Annotated in this window: 12 protein-coding genes, 2 rRNA genes and 1 pseudogene; 8 read left to right on the top strand and 7 right to left on the bottom strand. The window is 39.2% G+C overall.

Translation table 11 applies throughout. From position 1 onward, the window contains the following. Positions 1–19 precede the first annotated feature (19 nt). Genes ACX119_RS03895 through ACX119_RS03905 form a run of 3 tightly spaced genes read left to right on the top strand, consistent with a single transcriptional unit; the run spans position 20 to position 913 of the window. Positions 20–187: a hypothetical protein gene (locus tag ACX119_RS03895; protein WP_459351815.1), complete on the top strand. Its 168-nt coding sequence runs from the start codon at positions 20–22 to the stop codon at positions 185–187. Position 188: 1 nt separating this feature from the next. Beyond that, positions 189–467: a hypothetical protein gene (locus ACX119_RS03900; RefSeq protein ID WP_459351816.1), complete on the top strand. Its 279-nt coding sequence runs from the start codon at positions 189–191 to the stop codon at positions 465–467. Between the two features lie 38 nt (positions 468–505). After that, positions 506–913, top strand: a complete 408-nt coding sequence (locus ACX119_RS03905; protein ID WP_459351817.1) for an HIT family protein — start codon at positions 506–508, stop codon at positions 911–913. Positions 914–915: 2 nt separating this feature from the next. On the opposite strand, the gene ACX119_RS03910 is transcribed toward ACX119_RS03905, so the two are convergent. Genes ACX119_RS03910 through ACX119_RS03925 form a run of 4 tightly spaced genes read right to left on the bottom strand, consistent with a single transcriptional unit; the run spans position 916 to position 2,834 of the window. Next, a complete protein-coding gene (locus ACX119_RS03910; RefSeq protein WP_459351818.1) occupies positions 916–1,584 on the bottom strand; it encodes a DnaJ domain-containing protein in 669 nt (222 codons plus the stop codon). A 59-nt stretch (positions 1,585–1,643) separates the two neighbouring features. Further along, complete coding sequence (locus ACX119_RS03915; RefSeq protein WP_459351819.1) at positions 1,644–2,006, bottom strand: cupin domain-containing protein; 363 nt, start codon at positions 2,004–2,006, stop codon at positions 1,644–1,646. A 5-nt stretch (positions 2,007–2,011) separates the two neighbouring features. Then, positions 2,012–2,467 carry a cupin domain-containing protein gene (locus tag ACX119_RS03920; RefSeq protein WP_459351820.1) on the bottom strand — a complete coding sequence of 152 codons (456 nt, stop codon included), beginning with the start codon at positions 2,465–2,467 and terminating at the stop codon, positions 2,012–2,014. 1 nt (position 2,468) lies between these two features. Beyond that, positions 2,469–2,834, bottom strand: a complete 366-nt coding sequence (locus ACX119_RS03925; RefSeq protein ID WP_459351821.1) for an SHOCT domain-containing protein — start codon at positions 2,832–2,834, stop codon at positions 2,469–2,471. 81 nt (positions 2,835–2,915) lie between these two features. On the opposite strand from ACX119_RS03925, the gene ACX119_RS03930 reads away from it, so the two are divergent. Beyond that, positions 2,916–3,623, top strand: coding sequence for a hypothetical protein (locus ACX119_RS03930; protein ID WP_459351822.1), 708 nt, complete (start codon positions 2,916–2,918; stop codon positions 3,621–3,623). On the opposite strand, the gene ACX119_RS03935 is transcribed toward ACX119_RS03930, so the two are convergent. Continuing rightward, positions 3,618–4,439: a tetratricopeptide repeat protein gene (locus ACX119_RS03935; protein ID WP_459351823.1), complete on the bottom strand. Its 822-nt coding sequence runs from the start codon at positions 4,437–4,439 to the stop codon at positions 3,618–3,620. The two genes, ACX119_RS03930 and ACX119_RS03935, sit on opposite strands and share 6 nt — an antisense overlap. Positions 4,440–5,146: 707 nt before the next feature. Between ACX119_RS03935 and ACX119_RS03940 the strand changes: the two are divergent. Next, positions 5,147–5,410, top strand: a pseudogene (locus ACX119_RS03940) (hypothetical protein); the annotation flags it as partial. Positions 5,411–5,634: 224 nt separating this feature from the next. Next, positions 5,635–5,991 (top strand): hypothetical protein, encoded by a 357-nt coding sequence (locus ACX119_RS03945; RefSeq protein WP_459351824.1) that lies wholly within the window; start codon positions 5,635–5,637, stop codon positions 5,989–5,991. On the opposite strand, the gene ACX119_RS03950 is transcribed toward ACX119_RS03945, so the two are convergent. After that, positions 5,988–7,283, bottom strand: coding sequence for an aspartate aminotransferase family protein (locus tag ACX119_RS03950; protein WP_459351825.1), 1,296 nt, complete (start codon positions 7,281–7,283; stop codon positions 5,988–5,990). The two genes, ACX119_RS03945 and ACX119_RS03950, sit on opposite strands and share 4 nt — an antisense overlap. 362 nt (positions 7,284–7,645) lie before the next feature. Here ACX119_RS03950 and ACX119_RS03955 point away from each other — a divergent pair. Both ACX119_RS03955 and ACX119_RS03960 read left to right on the top strand, forming a co-directional pair. After that, a 16S ribosomal RNA gene (locus ACX119_RS03955) occupies positions 7,646–9,116 on the top strand. Positions 9,117–9,263: 147 nt separating this feature from the next. Continuing rightward, positions 9,264–12,253, top strand: a 23S ribosomal RNA gene (locus tag ACX119_RS03960). Together the 16S and 23S rRNA genes form the textbook arrangement of a ribosomal RNA operon. A gap of 186 nt (positions 12,254–12,439) precedes the next feature. On the opposite strand, the gene ACX119_RS03965 is transcribed toward ACX119_RS03960, so the two are convergent. Further along, a complete protein-coding gene (locus ACX119_RS03965) occupies positions 12,440–13,117 on the bottom strand; it encodes a hypothetical protein (RefSeq protein ID WP_459351826.1) in 678 nt (225 codons plus the stop codon). Positions 13,118–13,164 lie beyond the last annotated feature (47 nt).

Below are 13,164 nucleotides of genomic sequence, written 5' to 3' on the forward strand. Positions count from 1 at the left end.
TTCCAAATTTTAGAAAATTATGGGCTTGTTCAAACGTAAGAAAGAAGATGAGAATCAAACTAAATGTGAAACATGTGGTACAGAACTACATGATCCTGAACGATTAAAACGACATATGAAAAAAGCACATGGAAATGTACCTGCAAAGAAATTAGATCCTAATGCAGGAGATGGCGGTACATGGTAAAATGGAATTAAGTTCTAGTCAAAAGGCAGGATTAGTTTTTGGAGGTGCATTTGTAGTAGCAGGCATAGTACTATCCACACTTGTATTCCCATTTTGGAATCTAATTAGAGAAGATGTCTTTGAAGAGGTTATCATTTTGAGTAATGATAATGGTGTTTGCTATGTTGAGACAAGTGATAGCATCCCAAAAACAATTGAGAATTGTAATCTAAAATCTGGTGATACTACTACCATCAAATTTGGTCAGGGATTGGCATGGGCAAGTATTGTCAGTCCATAAATGGATGATTTAATATTCTGACTATTCAAATTATGAATATGGACTGTATATTTTGTAAAATAATTTCAGGGGATATTACAGCTAAAATTCTAAGCCAAACTGAACACTCGATATCTTTTCTTGATGCATTTCCACTGGCAAAGGGACATGTACTTGTAATTCCAAAAAATCACCATCAAAAAATTCAAGACATGAGTGTTGATGAGAACACTGATTTGTTTTCGTTAGTCCATTCCATGATATCTAAAGTTGATTCAATTACTGGTGCAACATTGGTTGCAATTCATAATGGCAAAGATGCAGGACAAGAAGTTCCTCATGTTCATGTACATCTAGTTCCACGAAGTAGTTCTGATTCAGCTGGTGCAATTCATAGCATGTTTAACTCTACATTGAAACTTTCTGAAAATGAAATTGATGAATTATACAATAAACTAAAAAACTAATTTCAATAAGGATATAGTCTCTCTTTTGTATCGCTATTCTCTACAATAATTGCCTTTGTAGGACAAGTCTCAGCTGCATTCATAATTTTATTTACTCCTGCCCCTCTTTGATTAATTACTGAAGATTTTGGATTTGATTTTGATTCTTTATTGATTAGAAAAACATCTGGTGCAATTATTTCGCAACTGCAACAACCTATGCATCTGCTTTCATCAACATCGACAAAAAGATTTGGTTGCTGTTTGGGTTCTTTTGCTTTATCAAACTCTCCATTTTTACCATCTGCACGTACTCGTGCATTATAGTCCTCCCAAAACTTTCGTTCATACTCTTTCCAAAAATCCGGATCTCCTTCCTCAAATTCTCTGGTGTACTTTCCCCAGTCTTGCTGAGGAATGTCTTCTGGTGCTCCCCACTGTGGCTTTCTCTTAAAATCTGTTTTTGCACTTGATTTGTATTCTCTGCTTTTTTGGTTTTCAGAATTTGTGGTTTGATTATTTTTTAGCATGTGATATGCTTCTGTAATTTTCTTAAATTCTGAATCTTCTTTTTGCTCCTTGTTTTTATCAGGATGATATTCTAGTGCAAGTTTTCTATAAGCTGCCTTGATCTCTTCTTGGGATGAATCAGGATTTACTTTCAATATCCTGACAGCTTGGTATGTATTCACTAAAACTAGAACTTGGTCATATCTTAAAAATAATTGCATTCATCAAAATCTGGTTTAAATCATTCTAGGATTGTTTCATCATCTGCTTTCCAAGCAGGTTCAACTATACATAAAAATCTCAAATCTGTCGTTCCTATGTTTTCAATATGTTGCTCTGAATTTGGAGGGACAAAAACAGAGTCATCTTTTTGAAGAGTAAAAAAATCCTCATCTACTTTGAGTCTTGCACTGCCTTCCAAGATATAGTAAATTTCTGATGATTTTATTTTATGTAGTTTTGATCTTTTTCCAGGTTTTAGTGAGAACTGTGCCAAGCTGTAATTGATTCCGTTCAGTGTATTGTGTGGGTGAAAATATTGTTTGATGTTTGTTCCTTCGTCGCCTTGAATAGAATCTATCTCAGAATTCTTTCTCAATGACATTGTTTCTAAATAATATTGGAAACTTTGGTTTTAAAATCTGATTCATACCAAGTTGTTTTGTATGCTGCATTTTTCTTTGGTAGGATGTTTATTGCAATATGTGAGAATGTTTTTTGCTTGTCAATTGAACCATGAGTGTGCAAAACATGGGCAGGAATGTGTACAATATCTCCTTCATTAAGTGAAATCCTCTCTGCTCTTTTTATTTTAAAGTCTGATTTTTTAGTACCATATTTTTTAAAAATCTCAAGACTCCCTCTTCCTTTTGTTACCATTAATACTTGATTTCCATCATGCTCGTGAAGTTTTGTTCTAGAGCCTTTCTCAAAATGTACATGATAGATGTCTTGATCTTTTGATTTAATTTTCTCAGATAATACTTTCATCCATGTTTTACCTGTAAACCAATCAGGATTTACCTTTCTTTTATCTCCAGAACCAAAAATGTTTGATTTTTCCATGCTAAATCTTACTCAGTATCTTCTTTTTCTTTTCTAGAAATTCCTTTTGAGTGATAACTCCTGCTTTTTTTAATTGACCAAGTTTTTCAAGTAATTCTAATTCTTCTTGCGTACTAGTTGTCATCTTTTTTGCAGATGCCATCCCTTCACTGATTTTATTGACTCCTTTCTTTTTTAGCTCCATGCTCTCTTTTTTTGCTTTTGCTGATAATTCTTTGCTAACTTTTGATGCTTCCTTTGCAGTTAGTTCTCCAAGTTCAACTGCTTCATCTAGTGCCTCGTCTGCTTTTTTAATTCCATCTTGGATTGCCTTGTCTGCTTTTTTTAGAAATCGCCCAATATATCCGCCTTTTTTTGCTGTTGCCATGATTCTTCTTTAATCTTAATTCTATTATCTCTTTCTTATCTGAATTGGTTTAATACAAGGAAATACATAATTTAGTTGGTTTTGGAAGAGAAGGATTTTGATGTAAAAACAATCGTAATTAGAAAAAATATGGATGAAGATGAAGCTCTAAAAGTTGTTGAGCAAAAAAAGACTGATCCTTTCAAATCTTTACTATCAAGGCCAAAAAAAGAAGACATTCATCTTGATTCTATGAAATTATACTACGAGTGCTCATTAGTGGTATCTGCAAAATACAGTGCCGACTATTTCAGAAAAGCAGTACATACTATTGATGTTGATTCTAATGTTCATGAAATTTCAATTGGTGATGGAATTTTCCCGGTTCGCTCAAAATCTGGATTGGAGAAAACCTTTGTTGGAAAGCGAGGCAAAAACAAAGTCGATATCAATCTAGAAGAGCATGTATTTGTTGAAGAAGAAGACGAACTAACATTTGACAATCATGGAATGGAAACAGAACTCCCATTCAAAATTGATTCAAAGAACATTGAGAACTATCCTCAAAGAATTCTGGATGAAAATCAGCATACTGTAAAAAAACTAGAATTCCCATACGAGTCTGGAATTGAGAAACTCAAAATTCATCTAAAAAAACCACTTGATCCTGATATACGAGATCTCAAAGAGGAATTCATACTCCATGATTTAACAGAAGTTTACGTTCCAATTTTTGAGGCAAGACTATCTGATCCAAAAAAGAAAGTTGAAATTATTCGAATAGATGCGGTCAGAAAAAAGATTCTATAGTTTTACCATTCTTCTAAACTCATCATTGCTGTGTAGTTTTTCAAATATTTTTTCATCTTTTGCCCACTTGCGAATGATTTTGGGGTTTTTAGAAATTGCCTGCCTTAGTAGATTTAGTGCTTCAGAAATATTGCCTAATTCTACTTTACTTCTGGATTTTGCATAAATGATATTTACATTGTCCTTGTGCTTTGAGAGGATCTTGTCAAAAATCTCAATTGCTTTTTCATGTTTTCCCAACTCTGCAAGTTCAATTCCTCTGTGGAATAATGCATCCATATGACTTGGATTGTTCTTGTAAACACTATCAAAGCAGTTTAGCGCCTCTTCATGTCTTTTGAGTTTTCCTAATATTATTCCCTTGTAAAATAATGCATTTGGTTTTCTTGGCTCGATTGATATTGCCTTCTCTAATGTTGTTATTGCCTCTTCATGCTCTTGAAGCTTGTCAAGCAAGACTCCTTTGTTGAAATAGGATGCGGCATGTTTTGGGTCTGCCTCTATTGCTTTGTCGTAGCATTCTGCTGCATCTTGAATATTTCCCATCTCTGCCATCGCAATTCCTTTGTTGTTGTATGCTTGTGCATCTTTTGGATTGATTTCAAGTAGTTTGTCAAAGCAGGTAACTGCATCACTATACTTTTTGATTTGGTTTAGTGCCAATCCCTTGTTGTATAGCGCTGAGGCATTTTTGGAATCTTGTTTTAGAACTTTGTTAAATAGTGAGATTGCTCCCTTTGGTTGGTTCTTCTCCATAAATGACATTGCATTGTACAGCAAATCTTCAATGTCTTCTTTAGAGCCAAACAGTCCCATGATTTTGAAAATAATATACTGCTAATGAAAGTTTGGCTTAGCCTAAAGACTTGAATTTCTTTATTGCCTCTTTTGCCATTTCTTCCTGCTCTTCTGCAGATGTTTCTGTGGGGTCATCAGTGGCATATGCCTCTTTTCCTTCTTTTTTCTTTTCCATGATTCTTCTAAAGTGATGATTTCTAAAAAACTAATCTATCAAATGTCTGAATTACTGATTTGAACTACCATTCTCACCGTTTAAATGAAGAGAAAACTGTGAGTTTGTACTTATGATGCTACATACATTATTCATTCTTTTTACAATCTCTTTGTTGATTGTCTCTTCCTCTGGACAGCAAGCAATAGGCTATGGCGGTCCTCCTGAACAAAGTAGTTCTAATAATTACACTGTTGAAATAAATTCTGATAATACATCATATTTACTTGGAGATTCAATCACATTCTCTGGAAAAGTTAACAAATATGATGAAGAAAGAAATTTGAGAATTTCTATCTTTGATTCAGAAAATAATCTCATTCTAACTCAGAAAACTCCCGTATCTGAAGATTCAAAATTCCATCAAAGTATGATATTAAATGAAAAATTCCATGATGGAAAATATAATGTCAAAGTTCAATATGGAACATCAAAGGCTACAATTGAAATTATCTCTTTTGAGATAAATTCTGATAATCTTTCTGTGGAGGACAAATCGTCCAATGCAAAAATCCCTGATTGGATAAAGACTAATGCTGGATGGTGGGCAGATGGCTCCATTGATGACTCCTCCTTTGTTCAAGGAATTCAGTTCTTAATCAAAGAAGGACTAATGAAAATACCTGTCACTGAACAAGGCTCTGTTTCTGATGGTAATGACATCCCTGATTGGATAAAGACTAATGCTGGATGGTGGGCAGATGGCTCCATTGATGACTCCTCCTTTGTTCAAGGAATTCAGTTCTTAATCAAAGAAGGACTAATGAAAATTTAATTTTCAGTCATGTCTCTAAATCTAATTTCTCGATTTCATTTGCTAAAATTTATGGATTGTTCAGATTAGTTTTGGAATTGCCACGAAATGACAAAAAAAGCAATAATTGTAAGTTTATTTTTATTAGTAGGAATTACAATATACACATTTTCAACTCTTTGGTAAAATTATCAGGATCTCCAAAATAAGATACTATTAATTTGAAATAAAACAAATTCTAGTTATTGTCTGATTCAGATATTTCATTTCTAGCACATAAAGTGTTTGTCCACAGATGGCCCCATGATCCTCCTCTCTGGGGGAATGACACAAAAGATGACATTGACAAATCAATTAACAAAAATCCTCAAAAAAAGAGAGTAATCATTAAACAAAAAACAGTACAAATCCAAGACACAGAATTTCATAATCTAAAAAAGATTGGAATTTCTGTCCCATTCTTCAATGACGAGTTTAGGATGATTTTTGAATCTCAGTTTGGACAATTCTTTGCACATGTTCACATTACAATGAATGAGGATAATTACTTGGAGATATTCAACAAATTAATTGCTTGGAGAAAAACAAACTATCCTAACTAGAATTCTTCAGATGCCTTTAGAATTTTCTTAATGTCATCTTTGGTATGGGCATCCGAAATTGCACCTAGTTTTCCTGGTAAGAAAAATATCCCATCATGTGCAATTAGTTTGAAATGATATTTCTGCAGCATGGCACTGTCGCATTTTGCAGCCTGCACAGAATTTGTAATCTCTGTTACTCCATCTGAAACAAAGTGAGTCATAAACAATGACCCCTTACCAGTAACAATTACCTTGCCATCAAATGTCTTTGTCAATTCCTTTCTAGCATATTCTCCCAATTCATTAATTTTTGAATAGATTGATTTTTTTGATTTTAGCTGACTCAGCGTTGCAAATCCTGATACCATTGATGCTGGATTTGCAGAAAATGTTCCACCACCAACATAGCTTCGCTCTGATTTTTTCTTACCTCTAGTATCAGCATACTCCATGATCTCCTTTTTGCCACACATTACACCAATTGCCATTCCGCCACCAACAATTTTTCCAAGTGTTACAATGTCAGGATCAAGCTTCATGGTGGGATACAAGCATCCAAATCTGAATCGAAATCCTGTAACTATCTCATCTAAAATAAATAACGAGTTGTTTTTTTTGCAAAACTCTTGAATTCCTTTTAGATAGTCTGCAGTTGCAGGAATGCATCCACCTCCACCTAAAACTGGTTCTATGATTACACCTGCCAAGTCCTTTGAATGCCTTGATAGTATCTCCAATGATTTCTCCAAGTCATTGTATGGAATTGATACAATCTGTTCCTCATTGATCACACCACTACTTTCAGATTCAGAAAACGGCCAGTTTACTGACTTTAACAAATCAGAAGTATAACCATGCCATCCACCATCAATCTTTGCAATAATTTTTTTGCCAGTTACTGAACGTGCAAGTCTTACTGCATACATTGTAGCTTCAGTACCTGATGTAACGTAGCGAATCTTTTCAGATACTGGAACGTTTTTGGAAATTAATTCAGATAGTAATATTGTCTGCTCGTTTACGGTTCCATACATCCAACTTTTTTCAATTTGTTTTTTAAGTGATTCTTTGACCTTTTTTGGGCCATGGCCTAAAATCAAACTCCAGTGACCCATCCAGTAATCTGTGTATTTGTTGTTATCTGCATCTACAAGATTTTTCCCTCCGGATGATTTTACAACAAATGGATATGGTTCATAAAATCTTATGTTATGAGAAACACCATTGACATGTAACTTTGCAGACTCTGAAAATAATTTTGCAGATTTTTTTGTCTTTTTCTTGTATTCTTTAGTATAGTCCAAAAGCAATTGAACAAGATTGATTCATCCATTTTAAGTGAACTAAACTGACCCTCTTTTGTGCGTAACCTGTGCCTAGGGGGAGGGGTAAAAAATTTCTTGTAATTTTTTCAACAAATCATACCGATCAGGCATAAAATCACGCATGGTTTATATGGTTTCTACATTCTTCACCTTCTGCATACGTAACGCAATAGGCGGCGCTTGTGATGAAGTATGGTATTATGCCATTTTGTGATTCATGGGCCTCCAGTTACGCATACAAAATGAGGATCTGATCAAAAGATCATTTCTGAAATGTGAAGATTATGTGCATCCGTCAATTCCAATAAAGTACACAATGTACTTCAATAATCAAAATTAAGAATCAGAATCCGGTTGATCCTGCCGGACCTGACTGCTATCGGATTGATACTAAGCCATGCGAGTCATTGTAGCAATACAAGGCAGACGGCTCAGTAACGCGTAGTCAACCTACCCTATGGACGGGAATAAACTCGGGAAACTGAGTATAATGCCCGATAGAACATTATGCCTGGAATGGTTTATGTTTCAAATGATTTATCGCCGTAGGATGGGACTGCGGCCTATCAGTTTGTTGGTGAGGTAATGGCCCACCAAGACTATTACAGGTACGGGCTCTGAGAGGAGTGGCCCGGAGATGGGTACTGAGACACGGACCCAGGCCCTATGGGGCGCAGCAGGCGAGAAAACTTTGCAATGTGCGAAAGCACGACAAGGTTAATCCGAGTGATTTGTGCTAAACGAATCTTTTGCCAGTCCTAGAAACACTGGTGAATAAGGGGTGGGCAAGTTCTGGTGTCAGCCGCCGCGGTAAAACCAGCACCTCAAGTGGTCAGGATGATTATTGGGCCTAAAGCATCCGTAGCCGGCTCTGTAAGTTTTCGGTTAAATCTGTACGCTCAACGTACAGGCTGCCGGGAATACTGCAGAGCTAGGGAGTGGGAGAGGTAGACGGTACTCGGTAGGAAGGGGTAAAATCCTTTGATCTATTGATGACCACCTGTGGCGAAGGCGGTCTACCAGAACACGTCCGACGGTGAGGGATGAAAGCTGGGGGAGCAAACCGGATTAGATACCCGGGTAGTCCCAGCTGTAAACTATGCAAACTCAGTGATGCATTGGCTTGTGGCCAATGCAGTGCTGCAGGGAAGCCGTTAAGTTTGCCGCCTGGGAAGTACGTACGCAAGTATGAAACTTAAAGGAATTGGCGGGGGAGCACCACAAGGGGTGAAGCCTGCGGTTCAATTGGAGTCAACGCCAGAAATCTTACCCGGAGAGACAGCAGAATGAAGGTCAAGCTGAAGACTTTACCAGACAAGCTGAGAGGTGGTGCATGGCCGTCGCCAGCTCGTGCCGTGAGATGTCCTGTTAAGTCAGGTAACGAGCGAGATCCCTGCCTCTAGTTGCCACCATTACTCTCAGGAGTAGTGGGGCGAATTAGCGGGACCGCCGCAGTTAATGCGGAGGAAGGAAGGGGCCACGGCAGGTCAGTATGCCCCGAAACTCTGGGGCCACACGCGGGCTGCAATGGTAATGACAATGGGTCACAAATCCGAAAGGAAGAGTTAATCCTCAAACATTACCACAGTTATGACTGAGGGCTGCAACTCGCCCTCACGAATATGGAATCCCTAGTAACTGCGTGTCATTATCGCGCGGTGAATACGTCCCTGCTCCTTGCACACACCGCCCGTCGTTTCATTGAAGTGAGCTTTTAGCGAGGTGACGTCTGATTGGCGTTATCGAACTTGAGGTTCGTGACAAGGGAAAAGTCGTAACAAGGTGACCGTAGGGGAACCTGCGGTCGGATCACCTCCTTAGACAAGGAAAGTGTACGGATGCACTAATCTTCACATTGAATCATCGATGCAATGCATCACGAAAGTGGTGTATGAAGGATGTAGCGGGTCTCTGCCAGGAGACTTGCAATGATCGTCGTGCATAGTCGTGTAATATGTGGCTGAATTTGCCGGTGTAAAGACGGTAATAGGTGGATTGCTAGGCTTGAGGAGAGAAGAAGGACGTGGCAAGCTGCGATAAGCTCGGGGTAGGCGCACGCATCCTATGATCCCGAGATGTCCGAATGAGAATCTTACACTTTTGTGTATTCCAGTACACTAGTATTGGAAGTCGAACCGTGGGAATTGAAGCATCTTAGTACCACGTGGAAAAGAAATCAATTGAGATTTCCCAAGTAGAGGCGATCGAAAAGGAAAGAGCCCAAACTGAATCCTTCGGGAGATGTGGTGTTTTGGTATGATAATATGGAATCTTGGAGCACAGCTGAAATGATCTGAAAAGTTCTGGCGAAGCGGGTGATACCCCCGTAAGCGAAGTGTGAATAGTCCTATTCATACCCGAGTAGTTGTCCTTGGTAGTGGGCAATGAATATGGGTGAAAGTAGCATCCGAGGCTAAATATCTCTCAAGACCGATAGTGGACTAGTACCGTGAGGGAAAGCTGAAAAGTACCCCGGAAGGGGGGCGAAAAGTGCATGAAACCTATTACTTACAGACGTGCGTGGCATGGAAGGTGATTTTTTCAGATTAGAGATTCTAGCAATAGAGTTGAAGATTTGATGTTCAAATCGTCAGTGTCACGCGTTCCGTCTCGAAACACGGGCCAGGGAGCTAACTGTCATGGCAAGCTTAAACCTGTAAAGGTGGAGGCGAAGGGAAACCGAGTTCTCGCAGCATTGTGAGGAGAAGCGTGTGAAAGTGCGTTGAGTCATGGCGGCTAGGCTAGAAGCCAGTCGATCTATTCCTGAGCTAGATGAAGGCGGGCGAAAGCCCGCTGGAGGTCTTAAGACGTTCTGACGTGCAAATCGTTGTTGTGACTTGGGAATAGGGGTCAAAAACCAATCTAGACTGGCGCTCGCTAGTTCCAACCGAAGCGTCTCGCAGGGCGTGCTTTGTGGAGATAGTGTTTCCGGTAGAGCACTGATAGAGAGGCGCGGGGGAGAAATCCCTCACCTTTCATTCAAACTCCGAACGGATATACATCGTAGAAGCAAGGACACGGGTTCATGTGGCGTAAGGCTCATGACCGAAAGGGGTTTAACCCAGACTGAAGTTAAGGTCCCCAAATTTTTGCTAAGTGTCAAGCTAAAGAGCGTGTTCTCGCCAAGACAGCAGGGAGGTAAGCTCAGAAGCAGCTATCCTTTAAAAAGTGTGTAACAACTTACCTGCCGAGGGGGGATGCCTCAAAAACGGACGGGGCTAAAGCAAAGTACCGATACTTTAGATAATCATCAAAGGATGATTCGTGGTAGGTTGGCGTAGTGATTGGGTCGAAGCAGGGCGGTAACGTCCTGTGGACCGGTTTCTATTGCAGATCCTGGCGGCAGTAACAGCATAGTATAGTGAGAATCTATACCACCGTAAGCGCAAGGGTTTCCAGGCAATGCGTTATCAGCCTGGAGGTAGTCGATCCTAAGGTATGCCTCAAAAGAGTATATCGAATGGGAAACTAGTTAATATTCTAGTACCTTGTATGGAGCGTTTGAGCTATATGGTTCGCTTTCGGATAAGGATTGTACAACCATCGTTGTATCTAACTATTCGAGGATTGGGGAGTGTCGTAATGACGAGAACCAGTCCGAGGTAGGAATGGCTCCGCGTTAGCGGAGTTTTCTTGATTCCAAGAGACCATGAAAGACTGTGTAGTTAGCGAAATACAAGCTCGTACCCAGAACCGACACAGGTGCGCTGGCTTAGTAAGCTAAGGTGCTACGGGTATACCGTATGGCGAGGGAATTCGGCAAATTAGTCCTGTAGCTTAGGTATAAGGGATGCCTGCAATCTTCATGAGGAATGGGGATCGCAGGTTGCAATGACAAGGGGGTTTCGACTGTTTAATAAAAACACAGGCGACTGCTAGTCCGAAAGGATTTGTATAGTCGCTGAATCCTGGCCGGTGCCGGTACCTAAAACTTGGGTTCAACCGAGCTAAGGGCCGGTTAACGCCGGGAGTAACTCTGACTCTCTTAAGGTAGCCAAATGCCTTGTCGGGTAAGTTCCGACGCGCATGAATGGAACAACGAGAGCCCCACTGTCCCCGCCTACAACCCGGTGAAGCCACATAAGGTGGACGAACAGTCCATCAACTTCCATCGGGGAGAGAAGACCCCGTGGAGTTTTACTGCAGCTTGTGCTTGTGGTATAGTAAGAATTGCACAGGGTATCTGGGAGCCATGCTTAATACTCTCCGGGGTGTTAAGAAGCAACGATGTAACACCAGACTCTTTTTGCAGTACCACTTATCCAGTGAAGACCGGAGACACGTGCAGGTGGGCAGTTCGGCTGGGGCGGCACCCCTTTGAAAAGATATCAAAGGGGCCCAAAGTTGAGTTCAAACGGGGCAGAAATCCGTTGAAGAGGGCAAAGCCAAAAACTCGACTGAATGGATTTCCAAACGCACGGAATTCATAGACGAAAGTCTGGCTTAGCGATCCTTCGTGTGCCCACTATTGGGGCCCGGAGGTGACAGAAAAATTACCCCAGGGATAACAGGCTCGTCGCGGGCGAGAGCTCCTATCGACCCCGCGGTTTGGTACCTCGATGTCGGCTTTTCCTATCCTGGTCCTGCAGCAGGGGCCAAGGGTGAGGCTGCTCGCCTATTAAAAGGGAACATGAGCTGGGTTTAGACCGTCGTGAGACAGGTCGGTCTCTGCCTGATGGAAGCGCGAATAACTGAGGGGAAGTTGCTCCCAGTACGAGAGGAACAGAGCAGCGTGGCCACTGGTTTACCGGTTGTCTGATAAGGCAGGCCGGGCAGCTAAGCCATTTAGGCTAAGTGCTGAAAGCATCTAAGCACGAATCCTATCCCGAGACAAGTTATTCTTTCGTAAGATGAAGGTCGGCAGCAGAAGACTGCGTTGATAGGAAGGTGGTGTAGATCACAAGCTTCGGCGAGTGGTGAGCCAGCCTTTACTAATAGACCAACACATCGGTTCAGCCACTTACATAGAGACTATGCGCGATGAATCATTTTCAATTCATCAAGTGGAAAAATATACACGACTTGTACGATGATTCATTTTTAATCATTCATAGCGAATGCTATGCATTTTTTATTTTTGAATTCCACCTAGTGAAAACTATACACGACTATTTTAACGAGAAATTTTTAATAAATTTCTTTCAAGAAAATCTTTTTAATTTTTTATCTAACATTTCTACTTGTTTTAACAGATCATAAACTATGTTCTCCACTTTTTCTTCTTTTTTATTTTTATGATTATTTCCATTTGCCCAATCCATCATGGCATCAAATATTGACATTATTTGTAAAGAGTAATCTGCTAAATCTATTAGGGAAAGATTTTTTTTCAAAATAGGATCATTTGGATAAATTACTATGATTCCCTTTTTGTCAATACGATACTGTTGATTTGATATTGCCTCTCTGAAATCTTGTAAAAATAAACCTCTAATTGATTTTTTTAATTTTTCAGGATATTGCATTTTATTACAAATTTTTTTAATCATATTGCTCAAAGTTGTGTTTTCATCAAAACCCCCCTTTAGTTTATCTGAGTTGGTAATTATTTTCAAAAATAAATTAATTATAATAAAATGTGAATTGATAAATGATAATTGAGAATAAATTGTAAATACAATCATTTCATCATAATTGCTTTCAAACGGATCTAATTTACTAACAATTTTACTAATAGAGTTTGAAAAAGAAGTCTGGAAATCCATGAAATTTCTAAAAAATCCCTCGTCACAATATTGTTTGTTAAATTGTACTAATCCATGTTTTTCAATATCGTCTAAAATGACTAAAATCGCTTTGTAATTAGGATCTTGACTCACAAATTTTACCCATAAATAATGAACTTAAGCATAATGGCAAAAACAAT

Source organism: Nitrosopumilus sp. S4 (assembly GCF_054515835.1).

Bases quoted from the DNA above. Each gene is read 5' to 3' on its own strand.
- ACX119_RS03925 (WP_459351821.1), bottom strand. From the start codon at position 2,834: ATGGCAACAGCAAAAAAAGGCGGATATATTGGGCGATTTCTAAAAAAA.
- ACX119_RS03915 (WP_459351819.1), bottom strand. From the start codon at position 2,006: ATGTCATTGAGAAAGAATTCTGAGATAGATTCTATTCAAGGCGACGAA.
- ACX119_RS03905 (WP_459351817.1), top strand. From the start codon at position 506: ATGGACTGTATATTTTGTAAAATAATTTCAGGGGATATTACAGCTAAA.
- ACX119_RS03935 (WP_459351823.1), bottom strand. From the start codon at position 4,439: ATGGGACTGTTTGGCTCTAAAGAAGACATTGAAGATTTGCTGTACAAT.
- ACX119_RS03900 (WP_459351816.1), top strand. From the start codon at position 189: ATGGAATTAAGTTCTAGTCAAAAGGCAGGATTAGTTTTTGGAGGTGCA.
- ACX119_RS03920 (WP_459351820.1), bottom strand. From the start codon at position 2,467: ATGGAAAAATCAAACATTTTTGGTTCTGGAGATAAAAGAAAGGTAAAT.
- ACX119_RS03895 (WP_459351815.1), top strand. From the start codon at position 20: ATGGGCTTGTTCAAACGTAAGAAAGAAGATGAGAATCAAACTAAATGT.